The following is a 15082-nucleotide window of genomic DNA, read 5'->3' as shown; positions in this document are numbered from 1 at the left end:
CGCGCCCGGGAGTCCCCGGGAGCGCACGGCTGCCTGGTCGTCGGGCGTCAGAGGACGAGCTCCGGCTGCAGCTTGGTCACCGTCCACACGCGCTGCCTGCGGGCGGCGAGCGTCGTGAGGCCGAGGGCGACGACGAGGACGCCGAGCAGCACGGTGACGTCGCGGGAGACGGTCGCGAGGTTGCCTCCGTACAGCAGCTGGCGCAGCCCCTCGACGGCGTACGTCATGGGCATGAACTGGTGCATCGCCTTGAGCGGCTGCGGGATGGTCTGCCACGGGAACGTGCCGCCCGCGGTGACGAGTTGCACCAGCATGAGGACGAGGCCGAGGAACTGGCCCGCTGCGCCCAGCCACACGTTCAGCGCCTGCAGGACCGCGACGAAGGTCGCCGAGACCAGCACCAGGAACAGCGCCGTGAAGAGGCCGTGCGCCGGTTGGATGTCGAGCGCGAACTTCGTCACCGCGAACATCGCCGCCACCTGCACGACGCCGATCGCGGCGGGCGTGGCCCAGCCGCCCAGCGCCGTGGCCAGGGCGGACCGGCCCGCCGCGAGCGCCCGCGTCGACAGCGGCCGCACGAGCAGGAACAGCACGTACGCGCCGATCCACGTGGCCAGCGACAGGAAGAACGGGGCGAGCCCGGCGCCGTAGGTGCCCGCCGACGACAGGGCGTCGTTGCGCACCTCGAGCGGGTTGCCGATGGTGGACGCCGTGTCCTCGCGCGTTTGGTCGTCGAGGTCGGGGACCTGCCCGAGGCCCTCCGCCAGCCCGTCGCGGAGCTGCTTCACGCCGCTCTTCAGCTCGCCCGAGCCGTCGGAGAGCTTGGTCGTGCCGGCCGCCAGGTCCGCGGCCCCGTCGGAGACCTGGCCCGTGCCGTCGGCGAGCCGGTGCACCCCGTCGACGAGGGCGGGCGTGGCCGCGGCGAGCTGGCCCGTGCCGTCCGCGAGGCGGTCCGCGCCGCTCGCCGCCGACGCGATGCCCGCGGTGAGCTGCGGCGTCGCGCCCGCCAGCGTCGCCGCGCCGTCCGCCACCTGCCGGGACCCGTCCGCGAGCTGGTCGAGCTTGGCCGAGGCGCCCTCGACCTTCGACACCGCGCCCTTGACGTCGTCGCGCTGCGTGTCCAGGGCGCCGTCGACGTCGGCCCGCGTCGTGTCGAGGCGGTCGAGCACGTCGGACCGCAGCTGGGCGCACTGTGCCGCGAGGTCGGAGCCGTCCGCGCCGTCGGGGATGGACGCGCACAGGTCGTCGAGCCTCGTCTCGACGTCGGCCCGCCCCTGGTCGAGGGCGTCCGCCGCGTCGGAGCGGGCGCCGTCGAGGGTCGGCAGCACCTGCCCGGCGGCGTCCGCCGCCTCCCGGCCGTACTGCGCCACCTGCGCGTTCCCGTCGGCCACCTGCGCCGCGCCGTCGGACAGCTTCTCGGTCTGGGCGGGCAGGTCCGCGGTCTTGTCCTGCAGCTGGCCGAGGCCGGTCGCGAGCTGCCCCGCGCCGTCGTCGAGCTGCCCGACCGCGGAGGCGAGGGTGCCGACCTTGCCGTCCAGCGTCGCGGCACCGTCGGCGGCCTGCTGCGCGCCGTCGGCGAGCGTGTGCGCGCCGTCGTCCGCGTCCGCGAGGCCGTCGTCCAGCGTGGTCGCGCCCTTGAGGAGCTTCTTCGCGCCGTCCACCGCGTCCGCGAGGTTGGTGTGGATGGACGCGAAGCCGCGCAGGAACGTGTCGGCCGCCTCGGTGCCGACCTCCTCCGCGATCGAGTCCCGCACCTTCCCGACGATCGTGTCCGAGATCGTGCCCGCGAGGTAGTTGTTCGCGTCGTTGGTGATGAGGGTCAGGCTGGCCTGCTGCGGCTCGAACTCGCCCGCCGACGCCAGGTCGGCCGAGAACGTCGGCCCGATGATGAGCGCCGCGTCGTAGCGCCCGGAGCGCACGCCCGCCTCCGCGTCCGCCTGGGAGGTCTCGACCCAGCCGAACCCGCCGTCGTCGAGCAGCTGGTCCGCGACGTCCCGGCCGAAGTCCCGCTCCGTCTTCTCCCCCGTCTCCGCGTCCGTCGTGGTGGTGCCCTCGTCCTGCACGACGACGGCCGCCGGCACCTGGTCGAGCTGCCCGTACGGGTCGTGGTTGGCGAACAGGTACAGCCCCGCGTACAGCGTGGGGATCAGCGCCATCGCGAGGATGGCGAGCTTGGGGAGCCGGCCGGCCGCGAGGCGGCGCAGCTCGGACAGCGCGAGCCGGATCGCGGTCATCGGGCCTCCTCCTGGGTCTCGTCGGTCGGGGCCTGGTCGGCCTGTCGGGCGTCTTGGACATCGGTCGGGACGTCGGTCGGGACGTCGTCGGGCGGGCCCTCGTGGTGGTGCCGCCCGACGACGGGCACGGTGTCCTCGAGGTCCTCCTCGGCGCGGGGGTCCGGGTCGGGCGACGGCTCGAGCTCGTCCTCGACCTCCTCCTCGGGCACGGCCTCCGGCTCCGGCTCGCGCTCAGCCTCCGGCTCGGGCTCGGTCGCGACCGCGGGCAGGACGGCGGTCGCCTCGGGGAGCGGGGCCGCGACGGGCAGCGCGACCGTCTCGTCGCCGGACGGCGCGGGCGCCTCGGGCGCCGCGCCGGGCGTCTCGCGCAGGACGACGCGCGGCGGCTCGTGCATGCTCTGCCCGCGCGCGGGCGGCAGGTCGGCGCCGAGCTCGCGGGCGGAGGACCGGGTGCACTGGACGAGCACCCCGAGGCCGGCGGCGGCGAGCGTGCGCGCCGTCTCCCACCATCCGGTGGGCTCGCCGCCGTGGCGGTCGGGCAGCGTCAGCACGACGAACCGCACGTCCGGGTTCTCGGCGGCCAGCGCCGCGAGGACGGCGGTGCGCACGGCGCCCGAGAGCTGGTCCACGCGCTTGCCGCGCTCCTCGGTGAGGGAGCGCTCCTCGAGCCACCGCGTGACGTCGCGCGGGAGCGAACGGCGGCCCGCGAGGGCGAGGCCCTCGGCCACGACGTCGGCCAGCGACAGGGCGTCGTCGGGCTCGCTGATGCCCGGCACGTCGACGACCGCGGTGCGCGCACGCAGCACGGACGCCGGCACGACGTTGCCGTCGAGGCGCACGGCGCCGTCGGAGGGCGCGAACCGGCCGGTCGCGACGAGCGCGAGCGCGGTGTGCCCGTGCCCGGGCTCGCCGGCCACGAGCAGGCACTCCCCCGCGGACCAGGCGAGGTCGGTCGCCTCCAGCATCGGCTCGCGCCGCCCCTCGACCCGAACCCCGCTCAGCGTGATCTGCACCCCTGCTCCTGTCCCCGCCGCACGCGACGCACTGTTGACCTGCGATCAACAACTCTACGGCCGGTGTTGACTAGCGGTCAATAACGCCGTACAACTGTGGCCATGACCCCCGCCACCCCGCGCTCCCGGACCCGCCGCGAGCCGTCCGACCGGCGCCGCGAACTGCTGGCCGTGGCCACCGCGGCCGCCGCCGAGGACGGGCTGGACTCCCTGACCCCCGCGTCGGTCGGCGCGCGTGCCGGGGCGTCGAAGGCGTTGGTCTTCCACTACTTCGGCTCGACGGCGGGGCTCCGGCGCGCGGTCGCGCTCGAGGCGGTGTCCGACCTCGAGCAGACCTTGCTGGCACCCGACGATCGTCCCCTCGCCGACCGCCCGGCGCACGCGATGGCCCTGTTCCTGGGCTCCGTCACCGCGCACCGGCGCGTGTGGGAGGACATCTGGCGCGGCGCCCTCGCGGGGGACGAGGTCACCGAGGCGGCCCTGCAGGACGTGCGGTCGGCCCTGGTCGGGCGCATGACGACCACCGCCGGCGTCATCGGCTTCACCCCGAGCGGCCGCCTGCAGCTGCTGGCGCGGGGGTGGGTGGCGCTGGTCGAGAACGTCACGGCCGCGTGGCTGGGCGGCAGCGGCATCACGCGCGAGGAGCTCGAGCTGCTGCTGCTGCAGTCGCTCGTCGTCCTCGTGCCGGAGCTGCCCGAGCCCGCCCGCGCCGGCGTCCTCGCCATCGTCCGCCGGTCGGACGGATAGCGGTCAGAGCCGCTCGGCGATGACCTCCACGAGGGCCTTGCCGCCCACGCCCTCGAGCTGCAGCGCCTGCGTGCGGCAGGAGAACCCGTCGGCGATGTACTCCGTGCCCTCCGCGCGCTCGCGCAGCGCGGGCAGCAGCGCGTTCTCGGCCACGGCCACCGACACGTCGTAATGGCCCTTCTGCATGCCGAAGTTGCCGGCCAGGCCGCAGCATCCGGCCAGCACCTTGACGTCGGCGCCGGCGGCGCGCAGCAGCGCCTCGTCGGCGGAGAAGCCCATCACCGCGTGCTGGTGGCAGTGCGGCTGCACGACGGCCGTGACGTCCGACAGGTCGGGGATCTGCCACGCCGCGTCGGGGGCCGTGTCCGGGGAGGTCAGCAGCTCCGCCAGCGTGCGGGTGGCGTCGGCGACGGCGCGGGCGCGCGGGTCGTCCGGGAACAGGTCCAGCAGGTCGGAGCGCAGCACCGCGGTGCACGACGGCTCCAGCCCGAGGATCGGGATGCCGTTCACGGCGTAGGGGCCGAGCACGGACAGCAGCTGCGACAGCCGGCGGCGCGCTCCGTCGAGCTGGCCCGTCGAGATCCACGTGAGGCCGCAGCACGCCTGCTGGTCGGGCACGATGACGTCGTAGCCGGCGTCGGTCAGCACCTTCACCGCGGCCTGCGGCACGGACGGCGCGAGCGCGTCGCTGAACGAGTCCGCCCAGAGCACGACCCTCGGCCGCTCCCGGTCGGGCAGGTCGCCCGGCTTCTGGCCGGCACCCAGGCCGGGCACGCCGTGCGACGCCCAGCCGCGCTTCCACCAGGTGCGGAACGGGATCTCGGCGAACTGCGGCACCTGGCGCCGCGTGTCCATGCCACCCGCCCACAGCACCGCCTTGGCGATCCACGGCACGCCGAGCAGCCCGTTGACGAACCGCGGCATCCCGCCGGCCAGGCGCGCCCAGCGCGGCAGCCAGCCCAGCGCGTAGTGGTCCACCGGGCGGAGCTTGCCCTTGTACGTACGGTGCAGCACCTCGGACTTGTACTGCGCCATGTCGACGCCCGCCGGGCAGTCGGACGAGCACGCCTTGCAGCTCAGGCACAGGTCGAGCGACTCGCGCACCTCCGGCGCGGTGAGCCCGCCGACGAGGGTGCCGTTGACCGCCTCCTGGAGCACGCGCGCGCGGCCGCGGGTGACGTCCTTCTCGTCCTTCGTCGCCTGATAGCTGGGGCACATGAACCCGCCCGAGGCATGGTTGTCGGCCCGGCACTTGCCGACGCCGACGCAGCGGTGCACGGCCGTCGTGAGGTCGTGGTGGTCGTGCGCGAAGGCGAAGCCGAGGTGGCCGGTCTTCTTCGCGATGCCGCGCAGCGGGCCGGGGCCGGCGAGACCCCGCTCCCCCAGCGGCGCCGTCGACGGCACGGCGGTCGCGGCCGGCCGGCGCAGGTCGGCGTCCACCGCCGCGGGCCGCACCACGACGCCCGGGTTGAGCAGGTCCTCGGGGTCGAAGAGCGCCTTGACCCGCTCCATCAGCGCGATCGCCTCGGGCGAGTACATCAGCGGCAGCAGCTCGGAGCGGGCGCGGCCGTCGCCGTGCTCCCCCGACAGCGAGCCCCCGTGGTACGCGACGAGGCGCGCGGCGTCGGTCATGAAGGTGCGCAGCACGGAGCCCGACGTCGACAGCGGGATGTCGATGCGCAGGTGCACGCACCCGTCGCCGAAGTGCCCGTAGGGCAGGCCGTCGACCCCGTAACGCTCCATGAGCTGCTCGAGGTCGCGCAGGTACGCGCCGAGCCGCTCGGGCGGCACGGCCGAGTCCTCCCAGCCGGGCCACGCCTGCTCCCCCGCGGGCGTGCGGCCGGCGAGGCCCGCGCCGTCGGCCCGGATCTGCCACATCTTGGTGGCGTCCGGGCCGGCGGGCAGCACCAGCGACGCCAGCGCGGACGACGACGTCACGATCGCCTCGGCCCGCGCGCTGGCCTCGTCCTGGCTCGCGCCGCCGACCTCGATCATCAGCCAGCCCGCGCCCTCGGGCAGGGCCGGCACCGCCGACTCCCCCTTGGCCCGCCTGACGACGTCGACCAGCCGCGCGTCCAGGCCCTCGATCGCGAGGGGCTTGTGGCCCAGCAGGTGCGGGACGTCGTCGGCCGCCGACGGCATGTCGGGGTAGCCGAGCACGACGAGCGTCGGCGCCGTCGGCACCGGCACCATGCGCAGCGTGGCGCCGAGCACGGTGACGAGCGTGCCCTCCGTGCCCACCAGCGCCTTGGCGAGGTCGGAGCCGTTCTCCGGCAGCAGGTGCTCCAGGGAGTAGCCCGACACCTGCCGCCCGAACCGGCCGAACTGCGTGCGGATGAGCGCGAGGTTCTCGCGCACCAGGTCCGCCAGGCCCGGCACCGCGGCGAAGGTCGCGTCGCCGCGGCCCGCGGTGAACCGGCGTCCGCGGCCGTCGACGACGTCGAGCTCCACGACGTTGTCGGCCGTGCGGCCGTACGCCACGGCGTGCGGGCCGCAGGCGTTGTTGCCGATCATCCCGCCGAGGGTCGCGCGGTTCTGCGTGGACGGGTCGGGGCCGAACCGCAGGCCGTGGGCGGCGCCCGCGCGCTGCAGCGTGGACATCACCGTGCCCGGCTCGACGACGGCCGTGCCGGCCGCGGGGTCCACCTGGACCACCTGGTTCAGGTGCCGCGAGAAGTCGAGCACGGCTCCGGTGCCCACCGCGTTGCCCGCCACGGACGTCCCGGCGCCGCGCGCGGTCACCGGGATCGACAGCTCCCGCAGCACCTCGAGGCCGCGCTCCACGTCCCGCGAGCTGCGGGGGAAGGCGACGACGTCGGGGACGACGCGGTAGTTGGACGCGTCCGTGGAGTACTCGGCCCGGCGGCGGGAGCTGGTGTCGACGTCGCCGGCGATCACCGTCCGCAGCGCCGACGCGACCGCTTCCCGGGCCTCGTCGGCCGCCTGCCGGGCCGCGGACTCCACCTCGTCACGGGTCGGCGCGACCTGCGCGCCCTCGTCCGGCGTCGGGGTGGTGCGGGTCTGGGCTGGCACGCGCCGATTCTGCCATCGGTGCCTGCGGGGCGCCGATGCGTCCACGCCGCCGCGCCGTCCGAGCCTCCTGCGAGCACGCGATCCGTGTCGCCATGGGCGGTTCGGCGATACGGATCCCGTGCTCGAAGGGGGCGTCAGCGGTCGCGCTCGGCGCGCTCCCTGGCGGCCCGCACGGCCTCCGCCTCGGCCTTGCGCGCGTCGCGCAGCGCCTTCTCGAGCTCTCGCACCTTCTTCTGGCCCTCGCGCACGCGCTTGTCGGCCTCCTTGCGCCGGGCCGCCGCCTTCTTGACCTTCGGGTCGGAGGAGTACCGCATCGCGACGGCGAGCGCCTCGGCCACGCCCGCGTCCTGGAGAGCGCTCCCGGGCGGGGCCTCCGGCGCCGGCCCGCGCCCGGCCTGCGCGGCCACGTACGCGGCGACGCCGTCGAGCGTGCGCTCGAGACCCCAGCCGACGTCCTCCTCGTCGTCGAGCGTCCCCGTGTGGTAGGCGGCGTAGGCGCCGCGCTCCACGAGGGGGCGCAGGTACGGGAACCGGACCTCGTCGACGAGGGCCCGCAGCATGTCCGCGAGTCCGGGGCCGGCCGCGGCGGCGGCGTCCGTCCCCGCGCTGTTGGCCCGCCGCAGGTCCCGGTTGAGCTCGGCGGCGTTCCGGACGTACCCGTTGAGCAGCAGGATCGTCGCGATCTTCTCGTCGTCGCCGAGCGCGGTGGAGCGCAGCGCGCGCAGCCCGGCGTCGAGGGCGCGCAGGCTCGCCGGGGTGAGCGGCGCGCCCGTGACGGGGACGTCCAGCACCCAGGTGTGCCCGCGGAACAGCTCGTACGTGAAGAGCGCCCACTCGCGCAGCTCCGCCCGCCAGTCCGCCGGCTCGTGCTGCGGCGGGAACTCCAGGTCGAGCGCCGACTCCTGCATGAGCAGCAGCAGGTCGTCCTTGCTGGTGACGTACCGGTACAGCGACATCGTGGTGAAGCCGAGGCTCTTGGCCACCCGGGCCATCGAGACCCCGGCGAGCCCTTCGGCGTCGGCGATCTCGACGGCGGCCTCGACGATGCGCTCGATGCTGAGCTCGCGGCGCGGCACCCGCTCCGGGCGCTCGGCCACGCCCCACGCGAGGGCGAGGCTCGGCGGGAGCTCCGGAGCGTCGGTCCCGGACCGGTCCGGCTCGGGCAGGTCCGTCTCCGGCGTGTCCGTCATGGCCTCATCATCCCCGATCGTCCCGGCCGGTCCAGCGTCGTGGTGGGCGGGCTCGTGGCCCGGTCCCGGGGAGGAACCGGGCCACGAGCCGACTCACCACGGGCGCGGGGATCAGCGGGCGGTCCGACGGCGGTACAGGACGCTGCCCGCGACGATGCTCGCTGCGAGGAACCCGACCAGCCAGGCGCAGGCCGTGACGATCGTCCCGGCGTCGGCCGCGCCCATGAGCAGCCCGCGCACCGACTCGATGATCGGGGTGAACGGCTGGTGCTCGGCGAAGCCGTGCAGCCAGTCCGGCATGGTCTCGACCGGCACGAACCCGGAGCTCAGGTAGGGCACGAACAGGAAGATCATGTTGACCGACTGCGACGCCTCGACGCTCAGCACGAGCCCCAGCGTCACGCTGATCCAGGTGAACGTGAGGACGGCCAGCACGGCGAACGCGACGAACCCCAGCCAGCCGCCGAGCCCCGCGTCGGGCCGGAACCCGTACGCCACCGCCACCAGCAGCACCACGGCCGCCGAGGCGAGGTTCCGCACGACGCTCGCGACCGTGTGCCCCCACAGCGCGGACGAGGAGAAGATCGGCAGGGTCTTGAAGCGGTCGATCGTGCCCGTCGTCATGTCCTGCGACACGCTCATGGCGGCGGTCGCCGAGTTCATCCCCAGGCACATCACGAGCACGCCGGGCACCACGTAGTCGATGTAGTCGCCCCCGGTGCCGCCGGAGATCGCGCCGCCGAAGATCACGACGAACACGGTCATGATCAGCGCCGGCAGCGCGAACGCGGTGATGAGGCCGTCGATCGAGCGCAGCGAGCGCCGCGCCTCCCGACGGCTCATGGTGGCGACGTCGCGCAGGGGCGCGCGCGTCCCGCGGACCCGGGTCGTGGCGGGCACGCCGGGCACACCGGGCGTGGCCGGGGCCAGGGTGGTGGTCATCGCAGGGCCTCCTCGGGGGTTCGGGTCGAACGGTCGGTCGTGCCGCTGGTCAGGGCGAGGAAGACGTCGTCGAGCGTCGGCTTGACGACGCTCACCCCGGCGACGGCGAGGCCGCGGGACTCCGCCCGGTCGAGCACGTCACGGATGGCCCGGACGGGCTCGGGGCTCGGGAACGTCAGGGCGAGCGCCTTCGCGTCCTCCTCGGCCTGGTCGAGGCCCGGGACGCCCAGCCCGCGTGCGGCCGCGAGGCTCGCGGCGTCATCGAAGGAGACGCGCACGTGGTCGCCCGCGACGAGCGCCTTGAGCTCGGCGGCGGTGCCGCGGGCGGCGATCCGACCCTCGGCGAGGACCGCGATCGTGTCGGCGAGGCGGTCCGCCTCCTCGAGGTACTGCGTGGTGAGCAGGATGGTGGTGCCGTCGGCGGCCAGGCCCCGGACCACCTCCCACAGCTGGGCGCGGGACGCCGGGTCAAGGCCGGTGGTGGGCTCGTCGAGGACGAGGACGTCCGGGTCGGCGACCAGGCTGATCGCCAGGTCGAGCCGGCGACGCATGCCGCCCGAGTACGTGCCGACCTGGCGCCGCGCGGCATCGGTGAGGTCGAAGCGGTCCAGCAGCTCCTGGGCCCGACGGTGCACGTCCCGCCGCGGCAGGTGCGCGAGGTCGGCCATCATGACGAGGTTCTCCTCGCCGGTCTGGAACTCGTCGACCGACGCGTACTGGCCGGTCAGCGCGATGCTGCGGCGGACCGCGGCGGGCTGCGCCACGACGTCGGCGCCGGCGATGGTGGCCGTGCCCGCGTCGGGCCGGACCAGCGTGGTGAGGATGTTGACGGTGGTGGTCTTGCCGGCGCCGTTCGGGCCGAGCAGCGCGAAGATCTCGCCGCGCCGGACCTCGAGGTCGACGCCGCGCAGGACGGCGGTGCGCCCGTAGGACTTGCCCAGCCCCCGCACCGCGATCATCGGGTCGTTCATGGCCGTTCCCCTCCTGGTCGTCGTGTATGCCGTACACGAGCGTACGACATACACACCGTGTTGGCTATACACATCGTGTGCCTCGTACGCGGCAGGGGTGCCCCGGCTGCACGCGCGCGGCGCCGCCCGCGCGGCTACGGTCGGACCGTGCGCGTCGTCGTCGTGGGAGCCAGCGGAAACGTCGGGACCGCCGTGCTGCGAGCCCTGGTGCGAGAGCCGGCCGTCACCTCGATCGTGGGCGTCGCCAGACGCGTCCCCCGGGCGGACGGCAGCAGCACCGTCTCCTTCCCGCACGACGCCGCCGAGTGGGTCCGCGTCGACCTCACCGACACCCACGACGCCGTCGTCCGCGGGCTCGACCGGGCCTTCCTCGGGGCGGACGCCGTCATCCACCTGGCCTGGGCGTCGCCGTCGTCCCGCGGCTCCGCGCAGGCACGGCGCCTCAACCTCGACGGGTCGCACGCCGTCGCCGACGCCGTCGTGCGGGCGGGCGTGCGGCACCTGGTGCTCGGCTCCACCTCCGGCGTCTACTCCCCCGGCCCCGCCGACGGCAGCCCGGTCGCCGAGGACTGGCCGCGGCGCGGGGTGCCGACGTCCCCGTACTCGGTGCAGAAGGTCGCCGTCGAGCGGATGCTCGACGAGTACGCGGCCGGGTACCCCCAGCTGGTCGTGACCCGGGTGCGGCCGGCGCTGATGCTGCAGCGCGAGGCCGGCGCGGAGCTGGGCCGCTACTTCCTCGGACCGCTCGGCACCCGCGCGCTGCGGCTCGCCGCCAAGCGGGCCCCCGAGGGCGCGCTGCTGCCCGCCGTCCCCGCGCCCGACGGGCTGCGCCTGCAGGTGATGCACACCGACGACGCCGCCGACGCGTACCGCGCCGTCGTCGTCGGCCGGCACCCCGGGGCGTTCAACCTCGCGCCCGAGGGCTGGCTCACCGGCGACGACCTCGCCGAGGTGCTCGCCGGGGGGCGCAAGGTCGCCGTCTCGCAGGACACCGCACGGACGGGCCTGTCCGTCGCGTCCCGGCTGCACCTCGCGCCGATCGACGTGGGCTGGTTCGACATGGCGCGCGCCGACGTCGTCCTCGACGCGACCCGGGCGCGCGAGCTGCTGCGCTGGGCGCCGACCCACGACCCGCGCGACGTGCTGCGCGAGACCGTGGAGGGCGTCATCGCCGGAACGGGCGCGGGCTCACCGCCCCTGCTGGGCTGAGGCCTCCTCCAGCACCTCCGCGCAGCCGGTCCCCGTGGACGCCGCGGCGCAGGCCAGCGTCGGGTCGATCGCCGCCATGACCGACCTCGCGGCCGCCCCGAGCGCCTGGAGCTGGCCCGCGTCGAGGGCGTCGACCACCAGCCTCCGCACCTCGCGGACGTGCCCGGGGGCCGCGGCCACGAGCCTCGTCATGCCGGCGTCCGTGAGGGAGGCCTCCATACGCCGCCGCCCGTCCGAGCAGGCGCTGCGCCGCACGAGGCCGTCGCGCTCGAGGCGACCGACGGCGTGCGAGAGCCGCGACAGCGAACCGTTGGCCAGCGCGGCCAGGTCCGTCATGCCGAGGGTGCGACCCGGCGCGTCGGCGAGGGCGACGAGCACGTGGTACTCGAACAGGTTGAGGCGGGAGTCGGCGCGCAGCTGGGCATCGAGCGCGGCCGGCAGGGTCATGAGCATCCCGGCCACGTGCATCCAGCTCTGCTGCTGGTCTTCGGTGAGCCATGCAGGGGCATCGGTCTGTGCGGACGGCATACCCCATCCTAGGCCGACTTGAACATTCAATGCGCGAGGGCGTAGCGTCCGGATTGAACGTTCAAGATGGCCGCCCGCCCCGCGGCGGCCACGCACCGGAGGGACCACCCGTGACACTTCTTCGCGTCGACGCCAGCATCCAGGGCGACATGTCCGCCAGCTCCGCCCTCGCGGACACCGTCCTGGCCGAGCTCACGGCCGCCCGACCCGGCACGTCCGTCGTCTCCCGGCACCTCGCGCAGGACCCCCTGCCCGCCGACGCCTGGGCACAGGCGACCACCGCCGGCTTCGTCGGCGAGGCGGAGCGCACCCCCGAGCAGCGCGCGGCCCTCGACCTGGCCGGCGCCCTGGCCGACGAGGTGCGCGCGGCCGACGCCCTCCTGCTCGCGCTCCCCCTGTACAACTACGGCGTCTCGCAGCACGCCAAGACGTGGATCGACCTCGTCACCACCGGCGCCGGCGCGGGCGTCCCCGTGCTCGAGGGCAAGCCCACCGTGCTCGTCACCACCCGCGGCGGCTCCTACGGCGAGGGCAGCCCTCGCGCCGGCTGGGACCACAACACCGACTACCTCCGCCGGATCCTCGAGGACCTGTGGCGCGCCGACCTGACCGTCGTCGAGCGCGAGTTCACGCTGGTGGGCGTCAACCCCGCCCTCGACGAGTTCACCGACGTCGCCGCCGTCATGGCCAAGCAGGCCGAGCAGGACGCTGTCGCCGCCGGCCGCGCCCTCGCCGCCCTCTGACCCTCGCGGGGCGTCCCGGACACGACGACGGCGAGGTGGCCCGGTTGCCCGGACCACCTCGCCGTGTGCGTTGCTCCTGGCGGGAGCGTGGGCGACCTCGTCAGCCCTCGAACGTCACGTCGAGCAGGATCTCGCCGACGCCGGCGAGCGCCTTGGAGACCGGGCAGCCGGCCTTGGCGGCCTCGGCGGCCGCGCGGTAGGCGTCGGCGTCGATGCCCGCGGCCGAGCCGACGACGGTGAGCGTGATCTTCGAGATCTCGAGCCCGCCGCCCGCAGCCGGGGTGAGCGTGACGTCGGCGGTCACGTCGGTCTTGCCGGGCGTCCCGCCGGCGTTCGCGACCTCGAGCGAGAACGCCATCGCGAAGCACGAGGAGTGCGCTGCCGCGATGAGCTCCTCCGGGCTGGTGACGCCCTCGGCGGCGTCCGCCGTGCGACGGGGGAAGGAGACGTCGAACGCCCCGACGCCGGAGCTGGCGAGCTCGACCCGGCCGGAGCCCTGCTGGATGTCGCCGTTCCAGGCGGTGCGTGCGGTGCGGGTGGACATAGGAGATCTCCTTCGGGCTCCGGGACAGGTCACGACGACCGTAACCCGCACGCGCCCCGGGCGACAGCGACCTCCCAGGTGGTGGCGGTCACGTCCCGGCGCCACCGTCAGCCGTAGGCCTCCCGCTCGACCGGGCGGGCGGCGTCGAGCAGGGCGGCGAGGTCGGCGGCCGATCGGCCGGCCAGCGCGTCCTCGAACGAGTGCTCCAGATGGTCCTCGGGCACCACCCTCGGCTCGGCGCGCACCACGCCCTCGAGCTCGCCGACGCCGATGGTGCCGTCGTCGTAGGGCAGGAGGGCGTCCGTGCCGAGCCAGGCCCAGTGCGCGGGGGTCGGCGTCGTCGGGTCCTCCACCTCGGGGCGCCAGACCAGCGCGACGACGTACGTGTGACCCACCTCCATCCGCGGGGTGTCCTCGATCGCCCAGGGGATGCGTCCGCCGTCGCGGTCGAGGGAGCCCGCGGCCGCCATCGAGAACCGGTCCGGGGGCGGGCGGTGGCGGGGGTCGGCCGCGCTCCACAGCCGGTCGTCGACCCGCAGCGCCACCTCACGCGCCACGTACCGCTCCCCCTCCGGGTTCCCGTCCTCCCACGGCCGCACCGCCTCCGCCTCGTCCACGACGGTGGCGACGAGGACGTGGTCGGCGTAGGTCACCCAGTCGACGGCCGTCGTCGTCGGGAACGAGTCCTCCGCCGTGGCGACCACGACACCCGGCGTCGGCGACGCGGCGTCCGGCGACGCGCAGCCCGCGAGCGCCGCCAGCAGGACGCCGGCGGCGCCCGACGCCCGGCGCGCGGTCATCGGGACGCGGAGAAGTCCGTCGAGGCGTCGGCGACGGCGAGCACCGACCAGGCGTTGCCGTCGGCGTCGGACAGCTCGTACGCGGGCACGAGGGCGACCGCGCCGCCGGTCTGCGTCTGCAGCGCGAGGCCGAGCCGCGCCTCGGTGATCTCGACGTCGGACACGGGCCAGTCGACCTTGTCCCCGGCCGCGGGCGGCGCCGGCGGCGCGGTGGGCTTCGTCGGCTGCTCGGGCTCGGCGTAGTCCGCCCCCTCGGCGTACGTGACCGGCCACGCGGAGCCGGAGAACCGCGGGTCGCCGAGCCGGTCCACCGCCTCGGCGGGGCTGATCACGGGGTACTCCCCCAGGTCGGTCGTGCCGGCGAGGAAGCCGTCGAGCCAGGCGACGCCCTCCGGACCGACGGTCGCGCTCCACTGGGCGCCGGTGCGGGCGCCGTCCACCACCTGGTAGGCGGTGACCCAGCGGCCCGGCTCGTCCTCGGTCTGCTCCCCCACCTCGATCTCGAACCCCGACGGGTCGACGCCGAGGCGGGTCATGACGTCCGTCAGCGCCCGCCGGGCGGCCTTGTCCCCGACCGGTGTCGTGTCCCGGTCGGCGCACCCGTCGCCGTCGTCGTCGGCCGCGGTGCCTCCGTCCTCGGTGGCGCGGGCCGCGACCTCCTCGCACCGCCACGGGTCGGCGTCGGGGTCGTTGTAGGAGAACGTGGCGCTGCCGTCCACCGACAGCCAGATCGTGGGCCCGTCGCCGTCGCGCGGCCCGGCCGCCCACGACCCGTACTCCCAGCGCGGCTTCCCGGCGACGCCGAGCGCGTCCGCGAGGCGCGCGGCCCCCTCGCGGGTGGCGACGTCCGTCGCGTCGAAGGCGTACGCCTCGGCGGTGCCGCCGTCGGTGGACAGGCCCGTGCCGTGGAAGTTCGCGCGGCCGGAGTCGTACCAGCTCGGCAGGCCGTCCCCGGCGGTCGACGCCGTGCTCCCGGCGCTGTCCTCGGCCGCGCCCACCGAGGCGCCCCCGGCCGCGTCGCCCGCGGCCTCCCGGCCCGCCGCGCCCTCCTGGGCGCCGCTCCGGCCACCGGGCGCGCCGCCGAGCACGACCGGCGCCTCGGCGGGCTGATCACGGGGTACTCCCCCA

The 15082-nt window shown here is 75.4% G+C and carries 13 protein-coding genes; 3 read left to right on the top strand and 10 right to left on the bottom strand.

What is annotated here, in order from left to right; translation table 11 throughout:
• Window positions 1–47 precede the first annotated feature (47 nt).
• Both ACFU5J_RS09090 and ACFU5J_RS09085 read right to left on the bottom strand, forming a co-directional pair.
• A complete protein-coding gene (locus ACFU5J_RS09090; RefSeq protein WP_430578516.1) occupies window positions 48–2234 on the bottom strand; it encodes a YhgE/Pip family protein in 2187 nt (728 codons plus the stop codon).
• Entirely contained in the window at window positions 2231–3247 is a 1017-nt protein-coding gene (locus ACFU5J_RS09085; protein WP_430578515.1) for a hypothetical protein, read from the bottom strand. The genes ACFU5J_RS09090 and ACFU5J_RS09085 overlap by 4 nt, the downstream gene beginning before the upstream one ends.
• A gap of 102 nt (window positions 3248–3349) precedes the next feature.
• On the opposite strand from ACFU5J_RS09085, the gene ACFU5J_RS09080 reads away from it, so the two are divergent.
• Window positions 3350–3994, top strand: a complete 645-nt coding sequence (locus tag ACFU5J_RS09080; protein ID WP_430578514.1) for a TetR/AcrR family transcriptional regulator — start codon at window positions 3350–3352, stop codon at window positions 3992–3994.
• 3 nt (window positions 3995–3997) lie between these two features.
• Here the strand turns inward: ACFU5J_RS09080 and ACFU5J_RS09075 are convergent, their stop codons facing one another.
• The 4 genes from ACFU5J_RS09075 to ACFU5J_RS09060 all read right to left on the bottom strand — a co-directional run bounded on the left by ACFU5J_RS09075 (window position 3998) and on the right by ACFU5J_RS09060 (window position 10130).
• On the bottom strand, window positions 3998–6958 hold the full coding sequence (locus ACFU5J_RS09075) for an FAD-binding and (Fe-S)-binding domain-containing protein (protein WP_430578589.1): 2961 nt from the start codon (window positions 6956–6958) through the stop codon (window positions 3998–4000).
• 203 nt (window positions 6959–7161) lie between these two features.
• Window positions 7162–8217, bottom strand: coding sequence for a TetR/AcrR family transcriptional regulator (locus ACFU5J_RS09070; protein ID WP_430578513.1), 1056 nt, complete (start codon window positions 8215–8217; stop codon window positions 7162–7164).
• Between the two features lie 111 nt (window positions 8218–8328).
• A complete protein-coding gene (locus tag ACFU5J_RS09065) occupies window positions 8329–9159 on the bottom strand; it encodes an ABC transporter permease (protein WP_430578512.1) in 831 nt (276 codons plus the stop codon).
• Window positions 9156–10130: an ATP-binding cassette domain-containing protein gene (locus ACFU5J_RS09060; RefSeq protein WP_430578511.1), complete on the bottom strand. Its 975-nt coding sequence runs from the start codon at window positions 10128–10130 to the stop codon at window positions 9156–9158. The genes ACFU5J_RS09065 and ACFU5J_RS09060 overlap by 4 nt, the downstream gene beginning before the upstream one ends.
• A 147-nt stretch (window positions 10131–10277) precedes the next feature.
• Here ACFU5J_RS09060 and ACFU5J_RS09055 point away from each other — a divergent pair, with 147 nt between their 5' ends.
• Window positions 10278–11339, top strand: coding sequence for an NAD-dependent epimerase/dehydratase family protein (locus ACFU5J_RS09055; protein ID WP_430576695.1), 1062 nt, complete (start codon window positions 10278–10280; stop codon window positions 11337–11339).
• Here the strand turns inward: ACFU5J_RS09055 and ACFU5J_RS09050 are convergent.
• Window positions 11319–11867 carry a MarR family winged helix-turn-helix transcriptional regulator gene (locus tag ACFU5J_RS09050; protein WP_430576696.1) on the bottom strand — a complete coding sequence of 183 codons (549 nt, stop codon included), beginning with the start codon at window positions 11865–11867 and terminating at the stop codon, window positions 11319–11321. The genes ACFU5J_RS09055 and ACFU5J_RS09050 overlap by 21 nt on opposite strands.
• A gap of 110 nt (window positions 11868–11977) precedes the next feature.
• Between ACFU5J_RS09050 and ACFU5J_RS09045 the strand changes: the two genes are divergently transcribed.
• Entirely contained in the window at window positions 11978–12610 is a 633-nt protein-coding gene (locus tag ACFU5J_RS09045) for an NAD(P)H-dependent oxidoreductase (RefSeq protein WP_430576697.1), read from the top strand.
• 100 nt (window positions 12611–12710) lie between these two features.
• Here ACFU5J_RS09045 and ACFU5J_RS09040 read toward each other — a convergent pair whose 3' ends face one another.
• From ACFU5J_RS09040 to ACFU5J_RS09030, 3 genes are all read right to left on the bottom strand, one after another.
• Complete coding sequence (locus ACFU5J_RS09040) at window positions 12711–13154, bottom strand: OsmC family peroxiredoxin (RefSeq protein WP_430576698.1); 444 nt, start codon at window positions 13152–13154, stop codon at window positions 12711–12713.
• 107 nt (window positions 13155–13261) lie between these two features.
• Complete coding sequence (locus tag ACFU5J_RS09035; RefSeq protein ID WP_430576699.1) at window positions 13262–13954, bottom strand: hypothetical protein; 693 nt, start codon at window positions 13952–13954, stop codon at window positions 13262–13264.
• On the bottom strand, window positions 13951–15082 hold a 1132-nt coding region (locus tag ACFU5J_RS09030; protein ID WP_430578510.1), incomplete at its 5' end, for a hypothetical protein. The genes ACFU5J_RS09035 and ACFU5J_RS09030, both read right to left, overlap by 4 nt.

Source organism: Isoptericola sp. NPDC057559 (assembly GCF_042801555.1).
Lineage (GTDB): Bacteria > Actinomycetota > Actinomycetes > Actinomycetales > Cellulomonadaceae > Isoptericola.
Note: the sequence above shows the minus strand (reverse complement) of the source record. Positions and strands in the feature narration are given on the sequence as shown.

Bases quoted from the DNA above. Each gene is read 5' to 3' on its own strand.
- ACFU5J_RS09070 (WP_430578513.1), bottom strand. From the start codon at position 8,217: ATGACGGACACGCCGGAGACGGACCTGCCCGAGCCGGACCGGTCCGGG.
- ACFU5J_RS09090 (WP_430578516.1), bottom strand. From the start codon at position 2,234: ATGACCGCGATCCGGCTCGCGCTGTCCGAGCTGCGCCGCCTCGCGGCC.
- ACFU5J_RS09040 (WP_430576698.1), bottom strand. From the start codon at position 13,154: ATGTCCACCCGCACCGCACGCACCGCCTGGAACGGCGACATCCAGCAG.
- ACFU5J_RS09035 (WP_430576699.1), bottom strand. From the start codon at position 13,954: ATGACCGCGCGCCGGGCGTCGGGCGCCGCCGGCGTCCTGCTGGCGGCG.
- ACFU5J_RS09080 (WP_430578514.1), top strand. From the start codon at position 3,350: ATGACCCCCGCCACCCCGCGCTCCCGGACCCGCCGCGAGCCGTCCGAC.
- ACFU5J_RS09050 (WP_430576696.1), bottom strand. From the start codon at position 11,867: ATGCCGTCCGCACAGACCGATGCCCCTGCATGGCTCACCGAAGACCAG.
- ACFU5J_RS09065 (WP_430578512.1), bottom strand. From the start codon at position 9,159: ATGACCACCACCCTGGCCCCGGCCACGCCCGGTGTGCCCGGCGTGCCC.
- ACFU5J_RS09060 (WP_430578511.1), bottom strand. From the start codon at position 10,130: ATGAACGACCCGATGATCGCGGTGCGGGGGCTGGGCAAGTCCTACGGG.